Annotated in this window: 33 protein-coding genes and 1 riboswitch; of the genes, 15 read left to right on the top strand and 18 right to left on the bottom strand. The window is 36.3% G+C overall.

The features are described 5' to 3' along the window. The first annotated feature begins 210 nt into the window (after positions 1-210). On the top strand, positions 211-552 hold the full coding sequence (locus PI85_RS07670; RefSeq protein WP_036126457.1) for a hypothetical protein: 342 nt from the start codon (positions 211-213) through the stop codon (positions 550-552). A gap of 84 nt (positions 553-636) precedes the next feature. Here the strand turns inward: PI85_RS07670 and PI85_RS07675 are convergent, their stop codons facing one another. Beyond that, positions 637-1,005, bottom strand: coding sequence for a DUF6713 family protein (locus PI85_RS07675; RefSeq protein WP_036126459.1), 369 nt, complete (start codon positions 1,003-1,005; stop codon positions 637-639). 178 nt (positions 1,006-1,183) lie between these two features. Between PI85_RS07675 and PI85_RS07680 the strand changes: the two genes are divergently transcribed. Then, entirely contained in the window at positions 1,184-1,384 is a 201-nt protein-coding gene (locus PI85_RS07680; RefSeq protein WP_036126461.1) for a hypothetical protein, read from the top strand. A gap of 109 nt (positions 1,385-1,493) precedes the next feature. Here PI85_RS07680 and PI85_RS07685 read toward each other — a convergent pair whose 3' ends face one another. Next, on the bottom strand, positions 1,494-2,576 hold the full coding sequence (locus PI85_RS07685; RefSeq protein WP_036126462.1) for a DNA alkylation repair protein: 1,083 nt from the start codon (positions 2,574-2,576) through the stop codon (positions 1,494-1,496). Between the two features lie 203 nt (positions 2,577-2,779). Between PI85_RS07685 and PI85_RS07690 the strand changes: the two genes are divergently transcribed. Further along, positions 2,780-3,727, top strand: coding sequence for a YafY family protein (locus tag PI85_RS07690; RefSeq protein ID WP_036126463.1), 948 nt, complete (start codon positions 2,780-2,782; stop codon positions 3,725-3,727). Positions 3,728-3,796: 69 nt separating this feature from the next. Here PI85_RS07690 and PI85_RS07695 read toward each other — a convergent pair whose 3' ends face one another. The 5 genes from PI85_RS07695 to PI85_RS07715 form a co-directional block, all read right to left on the bottom strand. Then, positions 3,797-4,270: an N-acetyltransferase gene (locus PI85_RS07695; RefSeq protein ID WP_036126464.1), complete on the bottom strand. Its 474-nt coding sequence runs from the start codon at positions 4,268-4,270 to the stop codon at positions 3,797-3,799. A gap of 64 nt (positions 4,271-4,334) precedes the next feature. Further along, the gene (locus PI85_RS07700) at positions 4,335-4,676 is read right to left on the bottom strand and encodes a hypothetical protein (RefSeq protein WP_008177296.1); all 342 of its coding nucleotides are present in this window, start codon (positions 4,674-4,676) and stop codon (positions 4,335-4,337) included. Further along, entirely contained in the window at positions 4,669-5,007 is a 339-nt protein-coding gene (locus PI85_RS07705; RefSeq protein WP_036126466.1) for a YolD-like family protein, read from the bottom strand. The genes PI85_RS07700 and PI85_RS07705 overlap by 8 nt, the downstream gene beginning before the upstream one ends. A 10-nt stretch (positions 5,008-5,017) precedes the next feature. Further along, positions 5,018-6,277 carry a UV damage repair protein UvrX gene (locus PI85_RS07710; protein WP_036126469.1) on the bottom strand — a complete coding sequence of 420 codons (1,260 nt, stop codon included), beginning with the start codon at positions 6,275-6,277 and terminating at the stop codon, positions 5,018-5,020. After that, positions 6,274-6,495 carry a transcriptional regulator gene (locus PI85_RS07715; RefSeq protein WP_036126472.1) on the bottom strand — a complete coding sequence of 74 codons (222 nt, stop codon included), beginning with the start codon at positions 6,493-6,495 and terminating at the stop codon, positions 6,274-6,276. Before PI85_RS07715 ends, PI85_RS07710 begins: the two co-directional genes overlap by 4 nt. A 294-nt stretch (positions 6,496-6,789) precedes the next feature. Between PI85_RS07715 and PI85_RS24405 the strand changes: the two genes are divergently transcribed. Beyond that, complete coding sequence (locus PI85_RS24405) at positions 6,790-6,963, top strand: hypothetical protein (protein ID WP_158499486.1); 174 nt, start codon at positions 6,790-6,792, stop codon at positions 6,961-6,963. Between the two features lie 14 nt (positions 6,964-6,977). On the opposite strand, the gene PI85_RS07725 is transcribed toward PI85_RS24405, so the two are convergent. Beyond that, positions 6,978-7,415, bottom strand: coding sequence for a carboxymuconolactone decarboxylase family protein (locus PI85_RS07725; protein ID WP_036126476.1), 438 nt, complete (start codon positions 7,413-7,415; stop codon positions 6,978-6,980). Positions 7,416-7,739: 324 nt separating this feature from the next. Between PI85_RS07725 and PI85_RS07730 the strand changes: the two genes are divergently transcribed. After that, positions 7,740-8,240: an Rrf2 family transcriptional regulator gene (locus tag PI85_RS07730; RefSeq protein ID WP_036126478.1), complete on the top strand. Its 501-nt coding sequence runs from the start codon at positions 7,740-7,742 to the stop codon at positions 8,238-8,240. Positions 8,241-8,333: 93 nt separating this feature from the next. Here the strand turns inward: PI85_RS07730 and PI85_RS07735 are convergent, their stop codons facing one another. Both PI85_RS07735 and PI85_RS07740 read right to left on the bottom strand, forming a co-directional pair. After that, the gene (locus PI85_RS07735) at positions 8,334-8,960 is read right to left on the bottom strand and encodes a nitroreductase family protein (protein ID WP_036126480.1); all 627 of its coding nucleotides are present in this window, start codon (positions 8,958-8,960) and stop codon (positions 8,334-8,336) included. Positions 8,961-8,984: 24 nt separating this feature from the next. After that, positions 8,985-9,389 carry an Ohr family peroxiredoxin gene (locus tag PI85_RS07740; RefSeq protein ID WP_036126482.1) on the bottom strand — a complete coding sequence of 135 codons (405 nt, stop codon included), beginning with the start codon at positions 9,387-9,389 and terminating at the stop codon, positions 8,985-8,987. 118 nt (positions 9,390-9,507) lie between these two features. Here PI85_RS07740 and PI85_RS07745 point away from each other — a divergent pair, with 118 nt between their 5' ends. The 4 genes from PI85_RS07745 (at position 9,508) to PI85_RS07760 (ending at position 13,483) form a co-directional block, all read left to right on the top strand. Next, positions 9,508-9,984, top strand: coding sequence for a MarR family winged helix-turn-helix transcriptional regulator (locus tag PI85_RS07745; RefSeq protein ID WP_196244017.1), 477 nt, complete (start codon positions 9,508-9,510; stop codon positions 9,982-9,984). Between the two features lie 287 nt (positions 9,985-10,271). Beyond that, entirely contained in the window at positions 10,272-11,090 is an 819-nt protein-coding gene (locus PI85_RS07750) for a MerR family transcriptional regulator (RefSeq protein WP_036126485.1), read from the top strand. Positions 11,091-11,152: 62 nt separating this feature from the next. Continuing rightward, positions 11,153-11,824, top strand: a complete 672-nt coding sequence (locus PI85_RS07755) for a DUF554 domain-containing protein (protein WP_008177274.1) — start codon at positions 11,153-11,155, stop codon at positions 11,822-11,824. Between the two features lie 258 nt (positions 11,825-12,082). After that, positions 12,083-13,483: a VanZ family protein gene (locus tag PI85_RS07760; RefSeq protein WP_235318467.1), complete on the top strand. Its 1,401-nt coding sequence runs from the start codon at positions 12,083-12,085 to the stop codon at positions 13,481-13,483. Positions 13,484-13,912: 429 nt separating this feature from the next. Here PI85_RS07760 and PI85_RS07765 read toward each other — a convergent pair whose 3' ends face one another. From PI85_RS07765 to PI85_RS24410, 4 genes are all read right to left on the bottom strand, one after another. Then, positions 13,913-15,193 carry a Na+/H+ antiporter NhaC family protein gene (locus PI85_RS07765; protein ID WP_036126489.1) on the bottom strand — a complete coding sequence of 427 codons (1,281 nt, stop codon included), beginning with the start codon at positions 15,191-15,193 and terminating at the stop codon, positions 13,913-13,915. A 104-nt stretch (positions 15,194-15,297) separates the two neighbouring features. Further along, positions 15,298-15,401, bottom strand: a riboswitch (SAM riboswitch). 119 nt (positions 15,402-15,520) lie between these two features. Next, a complete protein-coding gene (locus PI85_RS07770; RefSeq protein WP_036126491.1) occupies positions 15,521-15,754 on the bottom strand; it encodes a DUF3953 domain-containing protein in 234 nt (77 codons plus the stop codon). Between the two features lie 37 nt (positions 15,755-15,791). Beyond that, positions 15,792-16,292, bottom strand: a complete 501-nt coding sequence (locus PI85_RS07775) for a hypothetical protein (RefSeq protein ID WP_235318468.1) — start codon at positions 16,290-16,292, stop codon at positions 15,792-15,794. Between the two features lie 33 nt (positions 16,293-16,325). After that, entirely contained in the window at positions 16,326-16,496 is a 171-nt protein-coding gene (locus PI85_RS24410; RefSeq protein ID WP_161792553.1) for a hypothetical protein, read from the bottom strand. A gap of 221 nt (positions 16,497-16,717) precedes the next feature. Here PI85_RS24410 and PI85_RS07780 point away from each other — a divergent pair, with 221 nt between their 5' ends. Then, positions 16,718-17,452: a bifunctional 2-polyprenyl-6-hydroxyphenol methylase/3-demethylubiquinol 3-O-methyltransferase UbiG gene (locus PI85_RS07780; protein ID WP_036126493.1), complete on the top strand. Its 735-nt coding sequence runs from the start codon at positions 16,718-16,720 to the stop codon at positions 17,450-17,452. A gap of 686 nt (positions 17,453-18,138) precedes the next feature. Here the strand turns inward: PI85_RS07780 and PI85_RS07785 are convergent. Then, on the bottom strand, positions 18,139-18,645 hold the full coding sequence (locus tag PI85_RS07785; protein ID WP_036126496.1) for a hypothetical protein: 507 nt from the start codon (positions 18,643-18,645) through the stop codon (positions 18,139-18,141). Between the two features lie 185 nt (positions 18,646-18,830). Here PI85_RS07785 and PI85_RS07790 point away from each other — a divergent pair, with 185 nt between their 5' ends. Then, on the top strand, positions 18,831-19,745 hold the full coding sequence (locus PI85_RS07790) for a class I SAM-dependent methyltransferase (RefSeq protein WP_036126497.1): 915 nt from the start codon (positions 18,831-18,833) through the stop codon (positions 19,743-19,745). A gap of 164 nt (positions 19,746-19,909) precedes the next feature. On the opposite strand, the gene PI85_RS07795 is transcribed toward PI85_RS07790, so the two are convergent. Further along, the gene (locus PI85_RS07795) at positions 19,910-20,287 is read right to left on the bottom strand and encodes a VOC family protein (protein ID WP_036126500.1); all 378 of its coding nucleotides are present in this window, start codon (positions 20,285-20,287) and stop codon (positions 19,910-19,912) included. A gap of 181 nt (positions 20,288-20,468) precedes the next feature. Between PI85_RS07795 and PI85_RS07800 the strand changes: the two genes are divergently transcribed. Beyond that, on the top strand, positions 20,469-21,641 hold the full coding sequence (locus tag PI85_RS07800; protein ID WP_036126502.1) for a Ger(x)C family spore germination protein: 1,173 nt from the start codon (positions 20,469-20,471) through the stop codon (positions 21,639-21,641). Between the two features lie 48 nt (positions 21,642-21,689). On the opposite strand, the gene PI85_RS07805 is transcribed toward PI85_RS07800, so the two are convergent. Then, positions 21,690-22,445, bottom strand: a complete 756-nt coding sequence (locus PI85_RS07805; protein WP_036126504.1) for a class I SAM-dependent methyltransferase — start codon at positions 22,443-22,445, stop codon at positions 21,690-21,692. A 263-nt stretch (positions 22,446-22,708) separates the two neighbouring features. Between PI85_RS07805 and PI85_RS07810 the strand changes: the two genes are divergently transcribed. From PI85_RS07810 to PI85_RS07820, 3 genes are all read left to right on the top strand, one after another. Further along, positions 22,709-23,575: an effector binding domain-containing protein gene (locus PI85_RS07810; RefSeq protein ID WP_036126506.1), complete on the top strand. Its 867-nt coding sequence runs from the start codon at positions 22,709-22,711 to the stop codon at positions 23,573-23,575. 16 nt (positions 23,576-23,591) lie between these two features. After that, positions 23,592-24,182: a GNAT family N-acetyltransferase gene (locus tag PI85_RS07815; RefSeq protein ID WP_036126508.1), complete on the top strand. Its 591-nt coding sequence runs from the start codon at positions 23,592-23,594 to the stop codon at positions 24,180-24,182. 142 nt (positions 24,183-24,324) lie between these two features. Continuing rightward, positions 24,325-24,762, top strand: a complete 438-nt coding sequence (locus tag PI85_RS07820; protein WP_036126511.1) for a hypothetical protein — start codon at positions 24,325-24,327, stop codon at positions 24,760-24,762. A gap of 227 nt (positions 24,763-24,989) precedes the next feature. On the opposite strand, the gene PI85_RS07825 is transcribed toward PI85_RS07820, so the two are convergent. Further along, the gene (locus PI85_RS07825; RefSeq protein ID WP_036126513.1) at positions 24,990-25,835 is read right to left on the bottom strand and encodes an alpha/beta fold hydrolase; all 846 of its coding nucleotides are present in this window, start codon (positions 25,833-25,835) and stop codon (positions 24,990-24,992) included. Between the last annotated feature and the right edge of the window lie 288 nt (positions 25,836-26,123).

Consider the following 26,123-nt stretch of genomic DNA (forward strand, 5'->3'; position numbering starts at 1 on the left):
AACTTTTATGGGGCAGTTCATACTATCTAATCAGCTTTTTTCTATGTCTATTCCCTCTTCATTAGTTTGATAAATCTTCTACTAATTTACCCATCTATTTTTTAATCAAAAATGGATGATGAATACAACTAGAGAGTGTAACAAGGAGCTACATATTATATCAAGGTAATCTGCAGATTATATATTTTATAGTTGCAAGGAGGTGAATGCATGCCTTTAACTACTGGTCCTATTGAAAACACAGGAAATCAACCAGCTAATGCAAGTAGTGTTCGTGTCAAAGTTCTTAATCTCACTGGAGGTTTGCTAACTGGCGTAGTAAGAGTTTTTAGACTAAATGGTTCAAGACAATTATTGTCCACTACACCTTTTGCGGCAGTTGCTAATGGTTCTACTTTTGTAACGCCAGGTGTTGGAAGTTCACCACAGTATGAAGTTGAAATTGTTCCCAATCAAAATGGCGGAATATATAGCGTCTATGGACGCACAGCTTCTGGTACTGTCATTGCTGCCCAACGGTTTGTAAATTCGGAATTAACACAGACTTTCTAGATTTTAGTTCATGCCGAAAAGCCTTATACATTCTTATAGTATAGGGCTTTTCATTTTTCCATTGTACCAAAGGATCGTCTTATTTTAAACATTTATTAAAAAGAATAAGTGGATGGCTGCAAGAATTCCCATCGGATAAATGATAGCTCTTGAAAACGAGTTTTTAAATCCATTTCGAGGATGTCTTTCAAATAATAGGTGTAGGATTGTATGTATGATTAAGAATATATCCAGAACCCAAAATGTTATGGTTTGATAGGGGCTGAATAGTAAGGAAAGTATAATGACATAAAGAAAAAGATGAATCCCTGTGAATACTTGATAAGCCTTTGAATCTTCCATATCTTTTAATACGATAAATAATCGCCACTCCGAGCGCCTTATTGCATCCATTTCATGTAAAAGAAATATAGATAGGTTTAATAAAAAAAGGATTAGCAATAAATTAGGCATATAAAACCTCCTCCACCTTTATACACCCTATGTTACTATAAAACCATTTTTCAAATTTCAAATAAATCCTCTAAAATATGTCGATATAAAGTCGCGAATCGTGTTGAAATAGGAGTTAGAATGTCAAATTCTCCTTTTTATGATACAATTTACATATATTACATAACGAGGTGATGGCGTGGAAGATAAAAAGTTAGTTTGCAAGTCCTGTGGTAGTGATTCTTTTACGATTGGACAAGTTGGTGGCGATTTTAATCAAGGCAATGTTAGGCCTATTGATTCTGTCTTTTCAGTTGGCTCCCCGTTTATTTTTAACTTTTGTAAAGTCTGTGGAGAAGTAGCCTCCATTAAGGTGGAAAAGCCACAATTTTTTAAATAATCCCTAGTTAAAATAGGGTCACTCCCATCTCAGTGACCCTTAAATGGTTTATTAGCCCCTATATTTCTCTCCAGTACTTTCATTAAAATCGCTCATCCAACCTGTATGCTTAGCGTTCAACGCAAAATTCTGTTGTAGCTAGCTCTTTTCCATTTATTATTACCGCTAGCTTATGTTGACCTGGATAATGCTTTCGGGTTGTTAAATCTTTAAAATGGTGATTCCGTGTGTATCGGTGACTCTCTTTTTCGAAGGTGCGTTCCGTTATTTTGAATAGCTTTCTTGAGGTCGCTCCATTTGCTTTAACAAAATCTATCGCATATTCGATTCGAAGCTTCTGTGGTGCTGTAGAAGTAGTTTGAATCGTAAATGCAAAATCAAGGGTTTGTCCAATCGCCAACCTAACTTTTCCTAGCGCTAACTCATGGATTGTTACATCTGGAGAGTTGTCAAAGCCGAACAAGAAAAGCACCTCAGCATCTCCTTTTCGCAATAAACCTCGACATCCATGCTTAATAATCCAATCTGTGATTGAGCTCTCTCCGTGCCATTCACGAGCAAGTCGTTTCACTAGTTCGGGATGATCCTTGGCAATATCATTTAAATTATTAGCGACACTTTTCTGTACATAGACAGATGGATCCTGTTTGAGCAGGTTCAATATCGGTAAGATTGGTGACGGGTCCAATTTGTATATTCCCAATGCCGATGCCCAAGGTAACCTAGGGCGACACCCCTCACTAGCTAATCGTCTAATATGAGGATTAGCATGGTTCGCCCACTTTAACATTTGATCCATCATCTTCTGAGGATCTTTTAAAATAAAAGGCCGAACAGCAAACTCTGCGCTGGAGAATTCCGTTAACACCTCTAATCCATGAATGGAAGCCTGCCAATCATCTAGTCCATATACTTCTACAAAATCAGGCAAAAATAAATATTCCACTCCCTTACATGTAGGTGCAATTTTTATCAATATTGATAATGCCTCACAGTAGGATGTCGGCAAAGTCGTCCGTAAAGAAGTACTGATATGCCTAATACGCTGTTTGAATTTTTTCATTTCCCAATCGTCATCATGGATTAAATTCATGAACTTATGTGAATCAAAGGCAGGGTATTCAGCCTGTACGATATTGATAAATTGATGAAAAAAATCTATTGTATATTTACCCTCAAATGTGTCAGCCATGATCCATCCCCCTTTTCGTTAACATAACTTCCACTTCAAAGTTGTGTTTGTCTTGTGCCATTTTTTTCTCCTTTTATGCTCTTCATGAGGTGGTCAATGTACTTTTTATTAAAAATTCATAAACATTGACTTCAAGTTTTACTATACGGGATAATGGTGACAACTACTGTCACTATTAATTTTGTTTGTAAGGGGGAGCTTGGATGCACAAGGCGCAAAGACTTATTCAGCTCATGATGAAGGTCAATGAACGTAAAAAGTTTACCATTCAGGAGATGGCTGATGAATGTGGTGTTTCACGCCGAACAATGATTCGTGATTTAATGGAACTGAGTGAACTAGGTGTACCGCTTTATTCCGAAGCTGGGCCAAATGGTGGCTATCGTGTTTTGCGTGAAAAAGTGCTACCACCTATCAGCTTTACCGAACATGAGGCAATTGCATTATTCTTTGCTTGCCAATCATTACATAATTACAAAGCTCTCCCCTTCAAAAATGAAGTAAATACTGCATTGGATAAATTTTTCTACTATTTATCAGGTGAACTCAAGCAAAAGATTGAAAATATGCAGCAACGTCTTTTATTTTGGGTACCTCCTCATGAATTAGAAGTGCCCTTTTTAAAGGAATTACTGGAGGCTGCACTTGAACAGCAGGTTGTCACCATCTTGTATGAAGCGGCCACGACTAAAAATAGAACGATTCAACCTCTTGGAATCTATACGATGAACGGGCTATGGTACTGCCAGGCTTATTGCTTCCTAGCTGAGGATTATCGAGTTTTTCGCATAGATCGGGTGAAAGATTTTTCTTTAGCTGAAGATCAAAGCCTGAAATTGGACATGACAAATGAGCACATCAAGTCATGGATCGTGCCAGCGGATGAAGAACATATGTTAGATCTTGAGGTAGAGTTAACACCAGAAGGAGTAAGACGTTGTCAATCAGAACTATGGTTATCTCAGTGGATGGAGCTTCGTGAAAATGGATACGGGAAGATATTCGCAAAGGTGAACTCTTCCTTTACACCATGGTTAGTCCATTTTTTTCTCGGCTTAGGCATGGAGGCCAATGTCAAACATCCCCCAATCGTACGGGAACAAATTAAAAGTAAGCTACAGGAACTGATGAAGCAATACAATGAAGAATAAAAACCAGATTCTCAGTTGAGCTGCCCCCCGTCAAGTTGAGCACCTGGTTTTATCTTTTTTGCCGTAGCTTCAAATATTCATGCTCATTTTTCTACTTATCCCCTTCATTCCTAGATGCTCATAAAATGCAATGGCGTTGGCATTAAACTCCCAAACATTTAATTCTATAGATGTGGCTCCCCTTGCTTTTGCCCATTCCTTACAACCTGTAAATAATAATCCTCCAACACCTTGCTTTTGTAGAGCCTTTCTCACACCAAAATCATGAATATAGCCATATTTACGTCGTACTAAAGATTGAAATGAAGGCGAATGTTCAATGCTAATTATTGCAAATCCTACAACTAATTCATCGTTCTTGGCGATAAAAATATGACTGTTTTGATCTTCAAGTAAGTCTTTAAAATAAGATTCAGGCATAACCGATTCAACGCTTTTAAAAATGGCTGGTTCTTCCATAACATGCTCTTCGTGCCCTTCTCCCACAAGGCTATTCACGGCATAATAATCATTGCTAGTAGCTGTACAAATAGAAATGCTCACAGTTATCCTCCCCAAAAATATCCCTTTTGGTATATCGTAACTTATGACTCATTTTGAAAACCAATCATTTATCGAGATAACGAATGACGAGCTTTTCCACCTGTGTTTTCAATGCCTGGTTAGCATAGCGGAGGACTACATCATTACCTGCCGTTGCAATTTGGACATCACTAAAATATTCGTCCACACGATGCCAGCCTACCACTCGTATATGTTGCTGGTTAAGCTGCCTTTTGAGATCAAAATATTCTTGGCGTAAATCTTTTAATAATGCATCCATTAAAGGTACAAACGCGATTTTCATTTTAAATTGTTCAGCAAATCGGTAATCATGCTGTACCGATTTTACAGCTAATTCCAACAATAAATACTTGTGTAATAGCTGGCGTTGTTCCGCTTTAATCATAATAGTCAGCTTCTAGTTGAGCTGATTGAATATGCTGGATTGGAACACGTCTCGTTGTCAGTAGTGTTTCAAGTAACAGTTCGTTTGTAGATAGGTTAATGGCATGAATGATTCCCGTCCAATGCATGATTTTTCCATCGTTCCAAACATTTAATTGAACATCTTGCTGCTGATGATAGGCTATATCGATGGTTTGCTGTAACTCTTCCAGTTCCCATTCTGTCAGCTCTCTTGGTTGCGCTGTATAGACTTCTTTGCATTCCCTTAGCAGGTCCAAATGTTCCGGCATCATCATAGATGCCCATTTTATATTACCTCTGTCTTTTATCATCCAATCACTCCTATGCCAAATGACCACCAACTAAGCGATCACGCTTGATGGCTGTCCCTGCCCCAGTAAACGAAACTGCTCGTAATAACGCTGTTGCTCCAAACCTGTTGCGTATGGCATCCATTGTAGGTCCGATGAGCTGCCGTTGTGGTTTTCTTTCATCAAATAAATCCAATTGGATACTATGCTCTCTCTCAAGATTAGATATCCTTACCGATAACTGCCTTGCCGGCTCTCCCGCAAAGTGTTCATCCAGCAATTCTATACACGTTTTATACATGACAAGTGTTTCATTTGTTGGTGTATCAATCGTTCTAGATCGATGAAACCCTTTGGTCATCGCATTCCGACTATATGAAAGACCCAAGCTAATTGTACGACCAACAAAACCAGCATCTCTCGCCCGCTTCATGACATCCTCACACATTTCTAATAGCACTACTGATAGATCTTTTCGTGTATGATAATCTCTCATTAACATTTGACCCTTTCCAAAACTTAATGCTCCATTCGTAATTAACGGTTCCCCTAGCTTTGATAGATCGATTCCCCATGCATGATGATATAGCTGATTGCCCATCACACCAAATTGCTCTTCTAAATCATTCAAATTTGCATTGGCCAACCCACCAACTGTTTGAATCCCCAACTTATTTAGGTTGGCTTCCATCTGTTTGCCGATTCCCCACATTTCGGACAAGGGTCTGACTGGCCAAAGCTTTTTCGGTATATCATCATACGTCCATTGAGCAAAACCCGTTTTCTTTGCTTCAAGGTCCAATGCCAATTTAGCCATTAGCATATTGGGACCTAAGCCAACAGCGCTTGGTACATTATATTGATCCAAAATAGCGGCCTGTATTTCTCGAGCCGCTTGTTCAGGGGATCCCCAAAGCTTTTCAGTACCTGTTAAATCGACAAAGCTTTCATCTACACTGTAAACATGTATGGCGTCTACAGGAACATAATTAGCGATGAGCTTAGTAATCGTCATGGACATCTGTATAAAAAAGGACATTTTAGGTTCAAATAATTGGATATCGGGATGTTTCGGAATTTCGTAACGTCTACTGCCGGTCTTGATTTTATATTTTTCCTTCATCAATGGTGAGGCAGCAAGGACTACACTGCCTGGTTGATCGAAATTGGCTACTACAGCGACAGGTGTTTCTAAAATATCGATTCCATGTAGCATGGCGATACAGCTGGCATAAAAGCACTTCATATCTATACACATAATAGGTCTATTTGGCATTTCCTCATAGTTCATACAACCTCACGCTCTTTTCGGAAAACAGGAGTAACCGCGAGAACATTTTTGGTGATAAAGGAACGCTTTGCTTGCCTCGTAAAACAAAATGCTTGAAATGAATCGCCAACAATTTTAATGACTCTTACACGTCTTTTTGTTACGGAACCATTTTTGGCTATATACATAATGTCCACTAATTGATTGCGTTGCATAGCTTTAATCAATTGCTCTCTCATCGTAGTTTCCTCCACTATCTCTCAAAATTTGATTTGATGTACCTTTCATTTCCATTCCTACACCTGTGCCTTTTAGTAACAAATTTACGAATAGATTTCCCTTCACTTATCATACGTAAGAACACTTGTTTGTATACATATTAGAACAAACGTTTGCTTTTTGGCAAGATTAAATTTTTGGAAACAAAAAAATGGAAAACTAAAATTTTAACATTCATTTTAGTTTGTAAGATGATACAGGGATTAAAGGTGAAATTACAGCAAATAACATGGAATAAAAGAAGCGATAGTAACGTGGAGATGAAACGGCACTGGAGTTCACCATTTGCTCAACACAAACATGTGACGTGGAAAAAGAATGGACCATCCATCCATTCATTAGATCATATCGTGAAGGCTAATTTTCAATTAAATAAAAAAGTAGAAATGCTGGTACCAACATTTCTACCTACTATTGATTCATTTTGAACAAATCCTTTAAATTATTCTGCGAAGTTGCCCATAGCAATCGAGATTCTATTCCAGCTGTTGATTTGGTTAATTAGAATTACTAAATCTACATATTCTTTCTCTGTATAATAATTACGAACTCGTTTATATAAATCATCAGGTACACGCATTTCAGACACTAAAGTAATGTGTTCGGTTAACTCTAAAGCGACCTTTTCTTCTTCTGAATAGAATGTACATTCTCTCCAAGCACTTATACAGAATAGACGCTGTTCAGTCTCCCCCATTTTTTTGGCATCAGCGGTATGCATATTCAGACAGAAGGCACATCCATTTATTTGTGAAGCACGGATTTTAATGAGCTCACGGAGCTTTCTATCGATACCATTCTTTTTCGTGTATTTCTCCATTTCCATCATGATCTGCATGGCATCAGGTGCAATATTATAATAATCTATACGTTGTTCCACGTTACATTCCTCCGATTCAATTAAATTCCTTGATTGATGATAGTTTAGTAAAATTCATTCTTATTTCATCATGCTCTTCCTTAGGCATGATGAATTTGAAAACCATTTGTTCCGATTAAATGATCATACTGCCTCCCCCATACGAAATTAAAGACAAATATAATCGTCGATCAACTTAATCGTTGATTATATTTGTCTTTAATATATGCTTGTTTTTAATTTTTGTCAAATTGATTTGATTTAATTTAGATGAAGTATTTATGAGGTATGATAATATACAAGATACATGTAAGTTTTCTAAAGGGATTAGAAGTAGGTGAATAAATGAAATATAGTGTCATGGTAGAGTACGCATTACACAGCCTTGTCTATTTAATAGATGTACCACCAGAGGAAAGTATTGGAATCAAGGATTTATCAGAATTTCAAGGGCTATCAGAAACCTATTTATCAAAAGTATTAGGTAAGCTATCTAAAGCCGGGATTGTCAGTTCAGTATCTGGTGTTAAAGGAGGATATAAGCTTAGTAAAAAGCCTGAAGATATTTCTTTTTGGGACGTTGTAAAAGCTGTAGAGGGTGAAAGTCCCATATTTCAATGTAAGAACATCAAAGCAAATTTTGCCAACCAAACTGAAAATTGTGATTCCTGTGCATCAGGTACATCCAATTGCACCATTAATATAGTGATGTTAGAAGCTGAAGAGCAAATGCGGAACTATTTACGAGGTAAAACAATTGCCTGGTTAGAGGAAGAGCTTAATCGTACGTTGCCAAGTGAACGTATAGCAATGGCAAAAGAATTCTTCCACAAGAAAAATAATTAAATCAAAAAGCACCAATACCAAAACAAAGCACAGCCTCTTAGCGACTGTGCTTTGTTTTTTTATTCATCCCGCAATGAGCGAACTGCCTAAAAATTATTGATTAAACCTTACAAGGCGATCAATTGGAAGACGTGAAGAACCGTAAGCAGGTGCCGCCGCTTCACCAATTGCTAATAATAAAATAGGTATTTCATTTGCAGGTAATTCCATGTACTCCGCAAACTTAGCTTTATCAAACCCACCCATTGGAACTGTATCATAACCCATTTCTTTCGCTAATAACATAATTTGCATCGTTACTAGGCCAGCATCAAAATGGACGATATTCTCTAATGTTTTTGTCGAAGCTGATCCATACATTGTTAATGCGTCCTGTGCAAGTTTTTTCGCAATCTCTTCTGGCATATAGCCTAACTCCACATTCTTTGCATAGATTTCCTCAGCGTTTACATACATCTCAATATCTCCAATGACAGCAATAATAGCAGAGGCTGTTTCGATCTGCTCTTGATTAAATGAAAAGAAATTAATATTCTTTTGGATTTCCTTATCATCAATGACGATAAATCGCCATGGCTGCATATTGCTCGAAGAAGGCGCTGAAATAGCGTCTTGTAGTAGCTGCATAATGGTTTCACGAGATATTTTAGTATTCGCATTATATTTACGAACAGATTTACGTTCCTGCATAATTTGTTTTAATGTTGAAGTTGATAACATATAATTCCCTCTTTTTCAAAAAATTTAAACTGCTTTAATTGTTACATCAATATTTCCCATTGTCGCTTTTGAATAAGGACAAACTGTGTGTGTTAGCTCTAATAATTGCTGTGCCTCTTCCAGCGTTACTCCTTCAATATGTCCTTCGATATTCACCGCAAGTACATAATCAAAAGTAGCTTGCTCCATTAACTTAACGGTAACTTGAATCGTTGATGCATGTTTAAGCTTTTTTTGGCGCTTAATCAAATCTAACGCACTATTAAAGCAGGCACTATACCCCGCAGCAAATAATTGCTCTGGGTTTGTCACATTATCCAATTTTGAGCCTGGTGGTGCAATTTTTAAAGATAGGGATTGATCCTCTGCATAGGATGTGCCACTACGGCCACCCTCATTAATCATAGTCGTTGAGTATAATTCTTTCATAATCGAAAACTCCTTTTCTATATCCTTTATTTTAAATTGTGCACAATTTAATTTTTACAAATTGAATTGTACACAATTTAATTGCGTTTGACAAGTAGGAACTTTATTTTTAATATAAATGTTAATAGAAGAACATAAAGAGGGGATTTTTATGCCTAATCATTTAGATAATCAACTATGCTTTCTTTTGTATGCCACATCCAAGGAAATCATTAAACACTATACATCATTATTGAAGCCATATGATTTAACTTATACAGGCTATATCACCATTTTAGCGTTGGAGGAAAACGAACAAATAACGGTGAAAGAATTAGGACAACGCTTATTTTTGGATTCAGGTACCTTAACACCATTGCTGAAAAAATTAGAGGTAAAGGGTTATATTTGTCGTGAGCGTTCCAAAGATGATGAACGACAAATGCAAATCTATTTAACAGAGGTAGGCAATGATGTTCGTCGCAAGCTACCTGAGGTATCGCGTCAAGTCATGCAACAATCGAATATTTCAGAGCAGCAATTTATACAACTAAAAAATGTTCTTCAAGACATCATACACAATGATTGGACCATGAAAGAAAAAAATAAACAATGAATAGTATCACCTAAAACTTTTGATTCATGCTAGTGACAATCATTTTATACCATTAACAGATAGAACCGTAATTGGACACTGCATCTCATCCAACTACGGTTCTTTTAAACATCTATGGGCAATTTGTAAAATACATTCACGTATGTCCCAGCTCTTAATTTGCCGAAATACTGGCTTCTTTTTTGTCAGCTTATCGCTGCTCTCGTAAAATACCTGATTTTTATTGGGCTCATGGACAAAATCAAGTACTATAATGATAATAGGACGTTTTTTAAAGGAAGATATACATGAAGAATAGATTTTCAATTGGAGAAATGGCTAAGCTCCATAAAACAACTATAAAAACCCTTCGATATTATGATGAAATTGATTTATTAAAGCCTATGCATACGGATAAAAACAACGGCTATAGATACTATTCAACAGAACAATTTGAGCAATTAAATACTATAAATTATTTGAAGGAATTAGGTTTTTCATTAAAGGAAATTAAAGGACACTTAGAGCACAGGGATATCGACGACTTTGTGCATCTCTTAGAGGAACAGAAACGATTAACCGAAGAAAAGATTCACGAACTGGAACGAATTAATCGCAGGTTCCAAGATCGAATTAAGGATATTAAAATGGCACGAGAGATAAAGGCATTGGGAGTCCCATTCATCATGGAAAAACAAGAGCGAAGAATCGTGCGATTAATGGAAAAAATCAGTTCCGAGCCTCAACTGGAAGTTTCTCTGCGGCAATTAGAAAATTTGTCGAATATGAATTCTTCTATATTTATTGGAGGTGTTGGCCTAACCGTAAGTATTCGCCATCTATTAAATGACCAGTTTCATGAATACAATTCGATATTTATTTTAGTCGAGGAGGAGGATAGTCAAAGTCCTTTATTGGCCTCGCTTCCTGAAGGAAAATATGCCTGTATTTATTTTAATGGCAATCATAATCATTCTCCCGCACATTATAAATCCTTACTGAATTTTATTAAAGATCAAGGTTTCCAAGTGATTGGAGATTCCATTGAAAGAACCATAATTGACCATTACATTTCAGGGAGTAAAGAAGATTATTTGACAGAAATACAAATACCAATAAAGTATTGACCCTCCCCTTACTGGAGGGTTTATTTTTTTACGTAAGGACAATTTTTTAAGGAGAATGAATTATGCTAGGAACGATATTTAATACAATGATGATTATAGTCGGAAGCATCATTGGAAGTATTTTTAAAAATGGGATAAAAGATGAATACCATCAAATCCTCATGCAGGCCATGGGATTAGCAGCGATGGGATTAGGAATAAATGCTCTAGTTCAACATTTACCTTCCAGTAAATATCCGGTACTTTTTATTGTCAGTCTAGCTATAGGCGGATTATTAGGTCAAAAACTTAATTTAGAATCGAAATTTAATGCTTTAGTGAATAAATACTCTAAGGGGAATTTAGCTGAAGGATTATCGACTGCGATTTTATTATTTTGTATTGGGTCATTATCTATATTAGGTCCTATAGAGGCTGCATTAAAGCAAGATTATACATATCTGCTCACGAACGGCATATTGGATGGAATTACTTCGATTGTTTTAGCCACTACATTTGGTATTGGGATAGCTGTTGCAGGTATTGTATTATTTCTATGGCAAGGTTCCATTTATTTAATAGCTAGTTTAATGGAGAATTCCATCAATAATGATCTTCTAAATGAATTGACGATTATAGGAGGTATATTGATATTAGCATCCGGTTTAAGTATTTTAGGCATAAAAAAATGCAATACCTTAAATCTTCTGCCCTCATTAATAATCCCTATTATTGTATTTTTATTTATACATTAAAGAGTGATCTAAATCCTCATGAACAATCCAATTTATTGTCTAATTATACGAACAAGTTAACTGCCCAAGCACAAAATAATTACGTGCTTGGGCTTTCCCTTTTCTTAAGAAATCTTCATAAATATTCTCTCTAATTATTAATAATTTCCATTTACAATAATGAAGGTCGACATTACTGAGAATTCTCTCATCTGGCATATAGCATTTGAAAATCATCATCAGAAAAAGGAGCATCACACCTTGGGAATTACTGAAATCATGAGCAACATCAAAATTTTGATGCTGCCCGTCATCATAATTATTGGCCTTGAATTTTTACTGATTGGACTTTATTTCTTTTATTATCAAAGACGACGATCCGATCAACAAAAACAAATTCCTGTAAAAAAGCTTCTGCTTGGCGCAATTTTTATCGGATATATTGTCTTTGTTTTGGAGCTAACAGTGATTGGTCGTGGCACTTCACATTTCATGCAGTTGAACCTTCAGCCATTCAGTGGTTATATAGACGCGTGGAAAAAATACTCTTTACGTGATCTTCAAAATTGTCTATTTAATATATTAATGTTTGTGCCATTAGGAATATTTCTACCTTTACTTATGGCTAAATGTAAAGAGTTTAAGTGGCTTCTTCTAGTAATTGTAGGTGCAACAGCCTCCATCGAAACGTATCAGGCACTTTCAGGAGCAGGGATTTTTGAGCTTGATGATTTAATCAATAACTCACTTGGCGGTATTATTGGCTACCAATTATACAAACTTGTCGCTTCTATTACCCATAACAAAAAGGTAAAGATGAAAACTCTGATTGGAAATCTTGCCATACCTCTATTGATGGGCTTAATCTTTATCGTTATGAACATTGTCTACGCCCAACAGGAGTTTGGTCATCTAGCAATAAACGCATATACAAAATCAAAAATGTCAGAGGTTCATGTATCCACATCATTGGAATTAAGCGCAGCACCCATTGTTGCTCCTGTCTACAAGAAAATCATTCAAGAAGGTGACGTAAAAGACCTATTACAACAGAAACTAGGATTATCAGAGATGAATGCATCTGATGCCAAGGACAATGACGAAACGCTAGTGGAAGATCGAAATGGGATCGCGTATACATTGGTTACCAATAATTCAGAGGGACAATGGTGGTTAACCGAGAATAATTATACACCGGAGCAAACTTCAGCTGTAGAGCAAGAAGAAAAGGCGAAGTCATTGATGGATGAACTTTCTATACTACCTCAAGATGCAGAATTTACTGTACAGGAGAATGGTGAATTTGAATGGACCTTACCAGACCGTCCTGATGTAACTAAAGATTACTGGACTGGAGATGTCAGTCTTGGCCTGAAACCGGATGGTCACATTTATTCGTTAACCTACAGTCTTCATGAAAATCAATTTATTCGAGAGGTAAACATACTGTCTCCTGCAGAAATATATGAACGAATAAAGGATGGCGATTTCCCTCAAATAAAGTATAACGCACTCGTACAGGAGGAAGACCTAATTATAAAAAAAGGAGACCAAATTGAAATTGAATCGATTGAGCTATCGTATATGTATGATACAAAAGGCTTCTATCAGCCCATATACAATGTTTCTGGCAAGTTCAACGACAACGATTGGTTTACTTTAATTCAGGCAAGAAAGTAACAGCTCGTTCAAAATACTTAAGCAAAGCCCAGACTCCCATTAATAGAGCAACTGGGCTCTTTTATTTTCGACTGTAAGGGGCTCCCCTTTTTGAATGAACTATCCCCCTACCCCCTAAAAAAGTAGACTGCTCCCCTATTTTTCTACTATTATTTTTTTACCTAATACCATTAGCGTTTATTGTTTGGTTCTTATTGAAATTTATTAACTTTAAAATAAAGTAAAGCCGTTGATTTCCACTATGGGTGGGCGCTTTTCATGAGCGGGGTCCAACTGCTTCCCGCCCTTCGTTCCAATTAGGGGTAGATATTAACTGCACCACAAAAAATGCTCCCCTTAGATAAACAGATTTTATTTTTTAATCTGTCTACCTAATAGGGAGCATATCAAACTACTCGATGGCTTTTGTCTACTGTCTGAATGTAAAGTTTAGGCTTTCTTTTTTTTCGGATACCCAATGAATATCGCTATCATACCACAAATACCAATAAGAATTGGGTAGAAAGAGTACGGCAAGATACTCACTGGCGAAATTTTGGCTACACTTGCGGCTACAAGGAATTGGGCTCCGTATGGGAGAAGACCTTGGACTGTACAGGAGAAAATATCTAAAATACTTGCGGACTTTCTCGGCTCAATCTCATACTGGTCAGCAATATTTTTGGCAAGCGGCCCCGCAATTAGAATAGCAATTGTATTATTGGCCGTAGATAAATTAGTTAGACCCACAAGACCAGCTATACCAAATTCAGCACCCTTCTGCGATTTAATCCTGCTCGTTACAAGACGGAGTAAAAAGTCAATTCCCCCATTAAATTTAATAACCTCCACCATTCCAGCTATTAATATAGCCAGAAAGGCGATTTCATACATCCCTTCCATTCCTTCACCAATCTTTTGTATAAGGCTCATTATGTGATAGCTTCCATCTGCTAAGCCAACAGCACCGGCGAGAACAATCCCTAATGCAAGAACGAGGAAAACATTCATTCCAGATAACGCTAAAATAATAACTAAAACATAAGGAATAATTTTTATCCAATTATAGCTTAGATGCTCTACTTGGGCTGTCCCCCCGGATGTCATAAACCCTAAAATAATACTTGTAAGAAAAGCTGCCGGCAATACAATCCAAAAATTGACCTTAAATTTATCCTTCATTTGCGCGCCTTGTGAACGAACGGCGGTAATAGTAGTATCTGAAATAAAAGATAAATTATCACCAAACATCGAACCGCCTACAACCGCTGCCATCACTAAAGCAATAGGTAGCTCCGTAAGATCGCTTATCCCAACTCCAATTGGCGCCAGCGCAACAATCGTCCCCACTGATGTGCCCATGGATAGAGAGATGAAGCAGGCAATGATGAATAGGCCTACGACAAGCAGGTTTTGCGGTATAACCGATAAAGCAAAGTTAACAGTGGAATCTACAGCCCCCATCCCCTTCGCTACCTCTGAAAATGCCCCTGCTAATAGAAAAATAATAACCATCAGCATGACATTTAAATTTCCAGCACCTTGGCAAAAAATATCAACCTTTCGGGAAAATGATTCTTTTCGATTCATGGCTAGAGCTACAGCACCCGAAATGCTGATGGCTACAATGACAGGAAAGGCATAAAAATCACCCATTATAATCCCTGAACCAATAAATAAAATCATAAAAATAACAAATGGGATTAGCGCCCATGGATTCTCTTTCTTCATTGTCTACCTCCAAAAATTAAAAATCAGCCATATTTTTTATTTTTTCACCATAAAAAAGACCTCATCTTGAAATAACAAGAAGAGGCCTTATAGTTAAAACGCTCCTCTTATCTATCAAGAACATTGCTTGCTGGATTTGGCACAGTAACTTAATAGTTCCGCTGCCGAGATTTCATCGGGCCAGTCCCTCCATCTCTCTTGATAAGAAGAAAAAATATTATATTTTTGACACAATATTAAAATACTAAAATAAAACATCCATAATTGCAACATGTTTTTAATTGTGAAAAAATTACAGCACTATCATCAAGTGCGAAATTCAACTTTTTATACGAATATGAAGCTTTGAATGGACACATAGACCGAAAATATAAATGCCCCGACTAAAAACCAACCATATAATTTTCTCTCTCTCCGAAATTCATTAATTCCTAATGTTAACATAAATAAACCTAGAAAAAGGATCATTAAAAAGTTTAGCCGATAATCATGTGTCATAAATCCGTAAATGGAAAGCGTGATGCCTATTATTGATAAAATAATTTGTACTGTTTTTAACAAAACGATTCCCCCTTTTTGCTTGAACGAATACTTACAGTTATCTAACCTTTTTTGAATAAAAAAATTCTATGATGGGTGCGATGACAAATGCAAGCCCCACAACTAAAATCAAGGGATAATTTTTCATGTCATTTAAATTGGATACACCCTCTGATACAAATAAAATTAAACAAGCTACGATCATTAAAGCATAATAGCCAATCTTGGCACTGTGTGCTTCAATATGTTTATCTAGTTCATCTTTATCTTCTTTAATACCGTTATGGTTACCCGAATTCAGCCAATTGAATAAAAAGGATAAGGAAATAAAGCTAATTATTATAGAACCCCCATCAATTATTCCGAAACGAACCCATCTATACAGGGTAAAACTAACAAATGCACAAAAAAACACAATGACTATAAGACCGATTAATTTTTTTGATTGATTCATTTTCTTTTTATCCTCCATAGTGACCTTTAAAGCTATCACCATTTCAATATTGATATTTATAACTTTAAAAATCCAATAATACCCATTAAAACAACCATCTGTCAAATTTAGTTCACTCAGAAAATCCACCACTAGACATCAACCGATTGGTGTTTGGCTAGTAGTTTCTGCACTGACTGCAATTGTTTGGTTCGCAACGGTTGGTGGAAGTATAGTAGGTACAACTGGACATTGAGCTATTGAAAGCTTACTTCCCTTCTTCTTCGGATTTATTACCGTTTTAATCTTTTTGGGGGCTAATCCTTTCATATTTAAATAGCATCGGTGGTAAAATAATGGGGAAAAAGCTTATGCAAATAGTTTCGTTTATTTCAGGATTACTCTTTTTGTACTTTACTTTTTATGTATTCTTGAATGGTTTTGAAAAGCAATTATAGGGGTGAAAACCATGGTTAGAAGAAGATAGCTAGCCTCCTAGGTAACCAAGCGTATGTAGGAGGCTATTTTAATCTATAGGAGATGTTTAAACGATGAAGCAAAATAAATATGATGATATGCAATTCTTTTCTGCTTACGAAAAAATGCCACGTTCTGTTCAAGGGCTGGACGCTGCAGGAGAGTGGCATGTATTAAAAACACTTTTACCTGATTTGAAAAATAAACACGTGCTTGATTTAGGATGTGGCTTCGGGTGGCATTGTCGATATGCGCGCGCACAACAGGCAAAATCAGTGATTGGTGTAGATATATCTGAAAAAATGCTGGAAAAAGCTCAGGAAAAAACGGATGATCCTTTTATTTCCTATTTGAAAATACCGATTGAGGACATTCAGTTTTCCGCTTCTCAATTTGATGTTGTATTAAGTTCCTTAGCTATTCACTATTTACAAAACTTTGAAGCACTATGCAAAAAGGTTTATACCTATTTAAAACCTGGCGGATCTTTCGTTTTTTCAGTGGAGCACCCTATTTTCACATCCCGCCATGAACAGGATTGGTACAATGATGAACAAGGAAACCGACTGCATTGGCCAGTGGACCATTATCAAACAGAAGGCATACGCGAAACAACCTTCCTTACCGAAAATGTCATTAAATATCACCGTACATTATCCACTTATATGAATGATCTAATACAGGTTGGATTTACAATACGTGCTGTGAAGGAACCTATGCCATCTGAGGAAATGCTACAAACTATTCCAGGTATGCAAGATGAACTACGAAGACCTATGTTTTTAATGATAGTGGCAGAGAAAAAATAAGCGTTTATCCGTGTGATTATATCTGTCACATTAGCACATTTCGTTGCTTCATATTCAATGAGGCAGCATCGCTACAGCTGCATAATGCCTGCCAAATACTAGTAGTGGTGATAGAGGGCTAGATTGTCCCATAAATTAATTCTCTGAAAATCTCAGATAAAACAAAAAACCAGATGCTCCTCATAGAAGAGCGCCTGGTTTTATTGTGAAAGTGAATCTTACTAATTTACTTAGTTTTGATTCGTATTAATACTACGCTAAGTTGAGGCGTGGAACAAGTTAAAATATTTTCCATTCAATTTTTGGTAGGAATTTATGTTTTTTCGAGCATACGAGTTACTCATGTCCTATTTATTTTGCAAGTAGGAATCTAACAAAAAAGACTAGATACCTACATAAATTATGTAAGTTCTAGCCTTTTAAGTGAAAGTGAATCTTACTAATTAATATTGCTTAGCTTTAGATTCATTTATGAATACGAATAAACAGCTAAAAGGTTTCATTATTTGTCCTATTTTTCATAAAAAATAAGATTACCCGCACAAAAAGACCAGGAAGTCACGAAATAAGTGAATCCTGGTCTTTTTGTGAAAAGTGAATGTTACTAGCTTGCTTTAGTTTTTTGTATTCTACTAATAAGGTAGACGGTTGATGTTGCAATAAGTTACATAAAATTTAAAAATATTTTAATCGATTATTTGAATGGCAAAATCAAATACACCCTCTGCCCCATCAGCAGTAATGATGGAAATGCTATACACCCCTTCTGACATCGTATAGCTATCCTTTTCTAGTATCGTTGAATATTTTGCTCCTGCATTTACGTTTTTTTGAGCCCATAGTTTGGCATCTGCATTATAAATTTTTAAGCTAAATGGTTGTGTCCCCTTATTCTTTATATCATAGTGAATATCAAATTCGTGTGGAGAATGTTTGCTGTAAAAAGAGTTATGAAATTCACCATTTGCAGTTGTAGCATCTACATAATTCAGTGGAAGTCTATGATGCATGTCCATTTCCTCAGTGCTTGTCCTGGCCAATACTCTTTCCTGTAGCTGGGAATCTTTTCGTTTACTTGCATCAAATTCATCCGATGTATTTGTAGAGATGTTGTCGCTACCAATTAGGGCAAATTCAATCATCAGTACAAGTAAAATGAGTAATTTCCATATGTTCAGAGCGCTCACCTCCACTTACAAGTAATACCTAATTAGATATTATTTTACCATTTAAAAGATCATCATTCAAATTGTTAACCATAGATAAAAACTTGACAAAAAAAGTTATTTATGCTATAATTTACATTTAAAATATTATCTTATATAATAGGATTCTCCTGGCCAGGGGAATCCTATTTTTTATTGTAAGGAGTGTTCGGATGAAGAAGCAGGAATCTAGTATAACTTCATTAATAGCCGCCTTTAGCAGAGCCTACCATAGCCAATTTGATACGCCGAAAATATTTGATGATTATCTAGCACAGGAATTAATCTCCAAGGATGAATTTCAGAGCATTGAAGACAATATGGTGCAAGGTATTGAATTTTTTAATAAGGAAATTGCCGAAAAATATAAAGGCAATTCGAGAAAATTATTAAAATGGATTACGCAAGTTCAACTAGCGCCGACTCCCTTGGCACGTGCCGCATACTGTGAAAGAGTCTTACAAAACGAAATACAGCTCGGTGTTGAGCAATATGTTATTTTGGGTGCTGGTTTGGATACATTCGCTTATCGACACCCTCATTTAGAACGTGTATTAAAAATATTTGAGGTTGATTTCCCAACTACACAAGCATTCAAAAAACAAAAATTACAAGAAGCGTCAATCAGCCGCACCAATAATGTACATTTTATAGCGATGGATTTTACGAAGCAATTTCATAGTCAACCTCTTTTAGATCAAGGCTTTCAGTATAAGAAAACATTTTTTAGTCTCTTAGGTGTCTCCTACTATTTAACGAAAGAAGAACTGGCTAGCTTATTAGACCATCTGTTTGCGCTAGTTCCAGCAGGTAGTTCCCTTGTCTTGGACTATGCTGATGAATCGTTATTTAGTGAAAAAGGCATCTCTAACAGAGTAGATCATATGGTGAAGATGGCGGCCGCTGGTGGTGAACCCATGAAATCGTGCTATCATTATGAGGAAATGGAGAAGATGGTAGCTCAATCAGATCTACTTATTTATGAACATCTATCTCCATCTACAATTCAACAGCTTTATTTCCAGCATCGAACAGATTATCTATCAGCTTTTGAAACGATCCATTATATGCACATGGTTAAAAAATAAGATGTAATCCATTCATTTTTAAAATAATTCTCAATTTTCTATCTATTTCCTAGGCAATTAACTATTTCAATATAATAATTGTGTATATGATAGTAGTGTAAAGCTAATTAGCCTTACACCTCCTAGATTTGTTACTAGGGTCACTGTTTATAACAGTGACCCGCTTATGATTGGCAAACCCCTAATGGATTTCCATCTAAATCATAGAAGGTGAAAAATTTTGTTTGCCCTTCTCCTCCCAGAGGATTTACGTTCACTTGTTGCTCCACTAGTGAATGGTAGGTCTCTTCAATTGATGAAGAAAGAAAATTGTAGTATTTCCCTACCCCAAAATGATTATCTGGGAAATGTAATGGTTGATGATTTTCCGTTTTTACTAAGCATACAACCGTAGCAGAACGTTCGGCTATTTTCATGACCGCTGCGTCTTCTTCTATATATAAAAGCTTAAATCCAAGCTTTTCCTCATACCATTTAGCTGATAATTGAGGGTCTTTTATCGGGATAAAAATGGCCTCTACTCCATGTAATAATGATTGCACCTCTTTTTCCTCCTTTTTAAAATGATTGCTATACTTTTTCTGTATATAAACTTAAATGTCCTCTAAAAAATTACACCCTTACATTTCTTCTTGTTTAGTTTTCCTATTATTTGCTTATCCTAATTAGTATCGGAAATGTCTTTGCCCTTTTCCTAGAGGAGGTGCCAATATTAAACACACGGTGTCATTTTTTCTCCTACTTCTAGTCGTTTTGTTATTAACTGGGTGTTGGAATAAGCGGGAGTTAAATGAATTAGCCATTGTCACAGCTGTTGGAGTCGATAAAACGGACGAATTCATAGAAATTTCCGTTCAAATTGTTAACCCGAGTCAAATTGCGCCGAAAAATTCCACAAGCTTTCAAGTCCCTGTTTTTACCTATCACGCAAAAGGGAGAACCTTATTTGAAGCCATCCGAAAATTAACAACACTGACGCCAAGGAAACCTTATTATGCACATGCTCAAGTTATTATTATTGGTGAAGAGATGGCTGAATATGGTATGAATAGTATATTAGATTTATTTCAAAGGGACCCTGAGGGAAGAAGCGATTTTAATATTATTGTTGCTCATGAATCAACAGCGCAAGATATTTTAAGTATTTTAACACCATTAGAAGATATTCCTGCCAGTAAAATGTTAAAATCCTTAAAGGACTCTGAGGATGTATTGGGAACCACGGAATCAGTGATTTTAGACGATTTGATCGAGTCTTTAGGAAGTATTGATCATAGTGCTGTTCTGCCCTCCATTCATATACTTGGAGATGCAGATGCCGGAAAAAATAGCTCCAATATAGAAAAAATGGATAGCCCCGCCAATTTAAAATACAGTGGACTTGCTGTTTTTAAAAACTATAAGCTTATAGGCTTCTTAACAGAGGAAGAAAGCAAATACTACAATTTCTTACACAACCATATAAAAGGGACCGTTCAAAAAGTGCCTTGTTCGGAAAAGGGGAAAATATCAGCAGAGGTTTTAAATTCCTCTACAAAAGTTACTGGCAGCATAAAAAATGACAAACCCTCCATCCATATTCAGGTTGATCTTGAACAAAATATAGCGGAAATAAGTTGCCCAATCGATATAACAAAGCCCGAAACGATTGATGTTATTAATAAAGAAACAAGTAAATTAGTTCAAGAAAATTTAGAACAAACACTGCATACGATTCAAAAAACCTATCAAGCTGATATTTTAAAGTTTAGTGAGGTACTTCATCGTGAAGACCACCAAGCATGGAAACGTATCAAAAAAGATTGGGACACGCTTTACCCTAATCTACCGGTGCAAATTGAGGTAAATGTGAAAACAAAAGGTATTGGTACAGCTAGAAAATTAAAAGTAGATTAAACAATTAAAAATGACCAGACACTCCTTGAGAGTGCTGGTCATTGCTAATTAACGTGAAGCTTCGAATGTAATAAATGATGAAGCTTCATCAGGCTGTTGCTGAAATGTGTAATTAGCAGAGCATGTAATATCCGAAAAGCCTATGCTTTGTAAAAGCAGTTTAAATTCCTCTAGACCGTACCAGTGTAATAAAAATTTTTGTAGCTCTGTATCAATCAATGTACCACGCTGCCATTTCTCATATTTTAAAACTGATAAAGTATACTGCTCCATCCAGTTGATCGCAATCGATTTCCTCTCAATCGAGATCCCTCCATCTTCGGAGGTTGGATGATAACTTGTAGTAATTTCTCCAGTTTTCCAGTCTGTCGGTACGATTAAATCTACTAGAATGCGTCCGCCTGGAGCAAGGTGATGATACATATTTGTTAAAGCTGACACGGCATCTTGATAATTTTCTATTAAACAGAAAGATCCTGCTGGCATGATGATAGCGTCATATTGTTGATCTACTGTAAAATGGCAAACATCGCCTTCATAAAGAACGGGTGTAAGTCCTCTATCGAGACATCGTTTACGACAGGACGCCAGCATTTCTAAAGAATTGTCAATCCCTTCTACATCAAAACCACTCTCCATGAAAGGAATATAGAAACGACCTGAGCCGACACCCGCCTCAAGAATCTTACCTGTTAGTCCCTGTAAACGTTCCTTATAATATTCAATATCCCCGCCAATAGAATATCCTACTGGTTTTGTTAAATCATAAAGTTCCGTACATAACGGTCCATAATTACTATACATATTGTCTCCTCCGATTATTTGCGGAAGAAAAATCCCTTTTAATTCTTCCACACCTTCATATTATTTAATGGAAAATTAGAGCTGACTATCATTATGGATCACTCGCTTTCTTGTAAATTTAAATAAATTATACCTATTTTTGTCATTCATTTCAATATTTCTATTGATTTCGTTTTCAGTCCACTATATTGTACAAATTAGCAGAAATTATCAAAAAATATTTCCATGTAAACGGTACGATGAGAATAAGAAAGGATGATCGTATGGATTATTTTGAAAGAATACAAAACGCTATAGACTATATAGAGGATAACTTACAAGAAAAAATGTCGATCACAGATATTTCTTCGCAGTCGTACTGTTCAGCCTTCCATTTTCAACGACTGTTTCAGGCGATAACTGGATTTTCCGTACAGCAGTATATTCGTAAAAGAAGGCTTTCTGAAGCGGCCGTTCTATTAATAACAACCTCTCAAGCAATACTTGCAGTGGCGATTAACTTTCAATATGGTTCTCAAGAAGCTTTTACAAGGGCTTTTGTTCAATACTTTGGGATATCACCGGCTAAGTATAGAAAGAGTGCAAATTCTATACCCTTACAAAACAAAATAAACTTTTTGGATTATAAAATGGATGGTGAGCTCCCTATGCAAAAACCAAAAATCGTACCTGTAGGAAAAAAATTAATCACCGGCCATCCCTATCAAACATCATTACAAGATGAGAGGTATTATGCTGAAATTCCAGGCTTTTATCATGATTTTGGTCGCCAGCACTATTATGAACGTATTTCACAAAAAGTGGCACCTAATATGGCCTATGGAATCTCTACAAACTTTCAGGAGAATGGTGAGTTTTCTTTTGTTGTTGGTGAGGAAGTCCGAGTATTTGAGGAGCGTGTTCAGCAAGAGTTTATCCATGTAGAATTACCTGCTGGTCAATATGCTGAATTTATCTTGAATAGTAGTGCAGAAGGTATACAGAATACAAGACGTTACATTTACGGGGTATGGTTGCCTAACTCTAATTACGAAAGAGATAGGGGTCCTGATTTCGAAATAACAGATGTTATGCAATCTATCTATCCACATAATATGAAAATGAAAATTTACATTCCTATTAAAGGTTAAGAAAGGAAGCCAAAAAATGATGATTGAAAAGGTTTTTACTCAATTTCCTCTGCTACATTCGTCTAGTCTACTATTGAAGAAAATAGAAGCGTCTCATGTAGAAGAGTTGTTTGCCATTTATGATAATACAAAGGTTTTCGAGTTTTGTGGTATTATCCCAAAACACAACTATCAAACCGTACAAAAAATGATTGAGCATTTTGAAAGAGACTTTAAGAAGAAAAGTAGAATAAAATGGGGTATTTTTGAAGCGTCCCAAATCGAGAAATTAGTGGGTATTATTGAGGCTATGGACTTTAATCAAAAAGTAAATATGGTGACAATTGGATATTACTTAGCGGAAGATTTTTGGGGAAAGGGCATTGCTACGAAGGCCGTTGAAATGGTCGTGAACTATTTATTAGAGGAGGTTCAGGTGAATCGAATTCAAGCTGAAGTCATGCCATTAAACGGGCCCTCGAAAAAAGTACTACTAAAGAATGGTTTTATAAAAGAAGGGTTATTACGACAAGCAACATTATGGTCCGGCAAAGGCGTTGTTGATCTAGAAATATATGGATTACTGAAAGAAGATTATGTAGATTATGTAAACCATTCAAAAGACTAGACTCTATTTAGGAGTCTAGCTTTTTCTTTTATCTGACAAGTAGATGGACAGAATACCAACTCAAGATAGCTCTTTTACATAGATTAGAAATAGAAGACTAGCGTTAGAATTAACATTTAAACCATAAAGGAGCGTTTCAAAAATGGATGAAAATCGATATTTAACACGATTGGATAGAAATTTAAATAATTATCATAAATTTTCTAAATGCTATTGTGACTCGAAGAACTATTGCACAGGTTACTATTATGGCACGGATGATATGGCAGAAGAAGATTCATATCGCATCAAGTATTATAATAGTTCTCAGGATGGGAATAAACAGTCGGAGAGCCACGTAAGAAATAAAGATAAAAAACATTGTGAAGGCTGTATTTGTAGTCAGTTAGAATGTTTTGACCCAGGGACATTAGTAGATGTCTATCTTTCTGATGGCCATTGTTTTTGCGGTATTTACTTTATCTATCTCGATCCACATAGCTGCTGTGCCTTTTTCCTTCAAATCGATGACATGGCTAGACCCGTTATTATTGACTGCCAGCAAGTGAATGCTATAAGCAAAACGAATACGGCAAGCTAGTGCATGGGCTCTTCCCTTTGAAAGTAGCCTGTTGTTTAATCATGATCTTTCATCTACTTAGATTTCTGGTGATCAGCAGGTGTACAACGAATGATTGGACTCCCCTATCTAACCAAAGGGCGAAAGATTTTCACCGTTAACGGCTACCCCCTTCTTATTTCTACATGAAAAAAGAGCAGTATGATAACATATACATGTTACCAACTACTGCTCTAAGTTTTAAAAAATTATCCTTCGTTTATCCAACTAATGAGCTGTTCATCAAATAACTCTGGCTCTTCAAACATAGGGTTATGACCACTTTGTTCAAATATAACTTTCTTAACCTGAGAAGTATCCTCTATTGCCTCCCATAATGAAACAGGGGCAACTAAGAAATCATATCTACCTAGTCCAACAAAAACTGGTTTAGGGAAAGATCGAGTTAGTTGTAAAAGATCCTGCTCAGCGAAAGCTCTCCCCCACAGATAATCTATGACTTCCATATTCGTATAAACGCCTTCCCACATAGCTGTAGCATTAAACGAATAATCATAGAAACTATGTGCGCCCATGCGAATACACATATGAACAAAGCGTCGTTCAGGTTCCTTCTTTAAATCCTGCGCTAAGAAAGCAATATCTCGTTCAAATTGTTTTTTTCGCGCGACACTGGCATTAGCATCAAAAAAGGACAGACTTTGCTGTTGTCTTTCTTGGCTATTTGTTGTAGCTGTATTTAATAGAATCACCTTCCGAACATGCTGAGGGTATGTGTTAGCATACGCCATCGCCATAAATGCATGCCCTGAGTGCCCTAAAATAATGAAATGTTCCAACTTTAACAATTGTCGAGCTTGTTCAATATCATCGACAATTTTCTCTAAAGTATAATCCTCTTGCTTTAAAGGACGAGGAGGCTTCACAAATCCACGATGATCTAAAAAAATAAGCTGAAAATGCTGGGAAAGGTTTTCTGAGAACAATCGCGGGTAATACACACTGCTTCCTACGACTAAAATAGGCTCACCCTGTCCCTTTATACTATAGTGCAATTCAAATCCGTCACAAATAATCTTTTGGTCTCTTGTCATTTTATATCCTCTTTTCTTATTAATCTATCACTCCCTTTCCTCTTTGCATTCCCGTGTCTTTTCCATCGAACGCTCTAGCATTCTATTCACCTCATGGATTTACTTTTACACAAACAATACCATTACTACTGGTTTCTAGCAAATTATTGATTATATAATAAGGGAAGCATCTAAAAAAGGGTGGGAGGAAATGAAAGAAAGTTTATTAGAACGTTTGAAGGTATTTCTACTCAATAAGGAACACCATACATGATAGATGAGGAAGAAATTATCTATGCTCAACAGAGG

This window comes from Lysinibacillus sp. A1, assembly GCF_000801965.1.
GTDB classification, from domain to species: Bacteria; Bacillota; Bacilli; order Bacillales_A; family Planococcaceae; genus Lysinibacillus; species Lysinibacillus fusiformis.

Excerpts from the sequence above, each read along its gene's own strand:
- PI85_RS07670 (WP_036126457.1), top strand. The coding sequence starts at position 211 with ATGCCTTTAACTACTGGTCCTATTGAAAACACAGGAAATCAACCAGCT.
- PI85_RS07675 (WP_036126459.1), bottom strand. The coding sequence starts at position 1,005 with ATGCCTAATTTATTGCTAATCCTTTTTTTATTAAACCTATCTATATTT.
- PI85_RS07685 (WP_036126462.1), bottom strand. The coding sequence starts at position 2,576 with ATGGCTGACACATTTGAGGGTAAATATACAATAGATTTTTTTCATCAA.
- PI85_RS07690 (WP_036126463.1), top strand. The coding sequence starts at position 2,780 with ATGCACAAGGCGCAAAGACTTATTCAGCTCATGATGAAGGTCAATGAA.
- PI85_RS07700 (WP_008177296.1), bottom strand. The coding sequence starts at position 4,676 with ATGATTAAAGCGGAACAACGCCAGCTATTACACAAGTATTTATTGTTG.
- PI85_RS07705 (WP_036126466.1), bottom strand. The coding sequence starts at position 5,007 with ATGATAAAAGACAGAGGTAATATAAAATGGGCATCTATGATGATGCCG.
- PI85_RS07710 (WP_036126469.1), bottom strand. The coding sequence starts at position 6,277 with ATGAACTATGAGGAAATGCCAAATAGACCTATTATGTGTATAGATATG.
- PI85_RS07715 (WP_036126472.1), bottom strand. The coding sequence starts at position 6,495 with ATGAGAGAGCAATTGATTAAAGCTATGCAACGCAATCAATTAGTGGAC.
- PI85_RS07730 (WP_036126478.1), top strand. The coding sequence starts at position 7,740 with ATGAAATATAGTGTCATGGTAGAGTACGCATTACACAGCCTTGTCTAT.
- PI85_RS07735 (WP_036126480.1), bottom strand. The coding sequence starts at position 8,960 with ATGTTATCAACTTCAACATTAAAACAAATTATGCAGGAACGTAAATCT.
- PI85_RS07740 (WP_036126482.1), bottom strand. The coding sequence starts at position 9,389 with ATGAAAGAATTATACTCAACGACTATGATTAATGAGGGTGGCCGTAGT.
- PI85_RS07745 (WP_196244017.1), top strand. The coding sequence starts at position 9,508 with ATGTTAATAGAAGAACATAAAGAGGGGATTTTTATGCCTAATCATTTA.
- PI85_RS07750 (WP_036126485.1), top strand. The coding sequence starts at position 10,272 with ATGAAGAATAGATTTTCAATTGGAGAAATGGCTAAGCTCCATAAAACA.
- PI85_RS07755 (WP_008177274.1), top strand. The coding sequence starts at position 11,153 with ATGCTAGGAACGATATTTAATACAATGATGATTATAGTCGGAAGCATC.
- PI85_RS07760 (WP_235318467.1), top strand. The coding sequence starts at position 12,083 with ATGAGCAACATCAAAATTTTGATGCTGCCCGTCATCATAATTATTGGC.
- PI85_RS07765 (WP_036126489.1), bottom strand. The coding sequence starts at position 15,193 with ATGAAGAAAGAGAATCCATGGGCGCTAATCCCATTTGTTATTTTTATG.
- PI85_RS24410 (WP_161792553.1), bottom strand. The coding sequence starts at position 16,496 with ATGAAAGGATTAGCCCCCAAAAAGATTAAAACGGTAATAAATCCGAAG.
- PI85_RS07780 (WP_036126493.1), top strand. The coding sequence starts at position 16,718 with ATGAAGCAAAATAAATATGATGATATGCAATTCTTTTCTGCTTACGAA.
- PI85_RS07790 (WP_036126497.1), top strand. The coding sequence starts at position 18,831 with ATGAAGAAGCAGGAATCTAGTATAACTTCATTAATAGCCGCCTTTAGC.
- PI85_RS07805 (WP_036126504.1), bottom strand. The coding sequence starts at position 22,445 with ATGTATAGTAATTATGGACCGTTATGTACGGAACTTTATGATTTAACA.
- PI85_RS07810 (WP_036126506.1), top strand. The coding sequence starts at position 22,709 with ATGGATTATTTTGAAAGAATACAAAACGCTATAGACTATATAGAGGAT.
- PI85_RS07815 (WP_036126508.1), top strand. The coding sequence starts at position 23,592 with ATGATGATTGAAAAGGTTTTTACTCAATTTCCTCTGCTACATTCGTCT.
- PI85_RS07820 (WP_036126511.1), top strand. The coding sequence starts at position 24,325 with ATGGATGAAAATCGATATTTAACACGATTGGATAGAAATTTAAATAAT.
- PI85_RS07825 (WP_036126513.1), bottom strand. The coding sequence starts at position 25,835 with ATGACAAGAGACCAAAAGATTATTTGTGACGGATTTGAATTGCACTAT.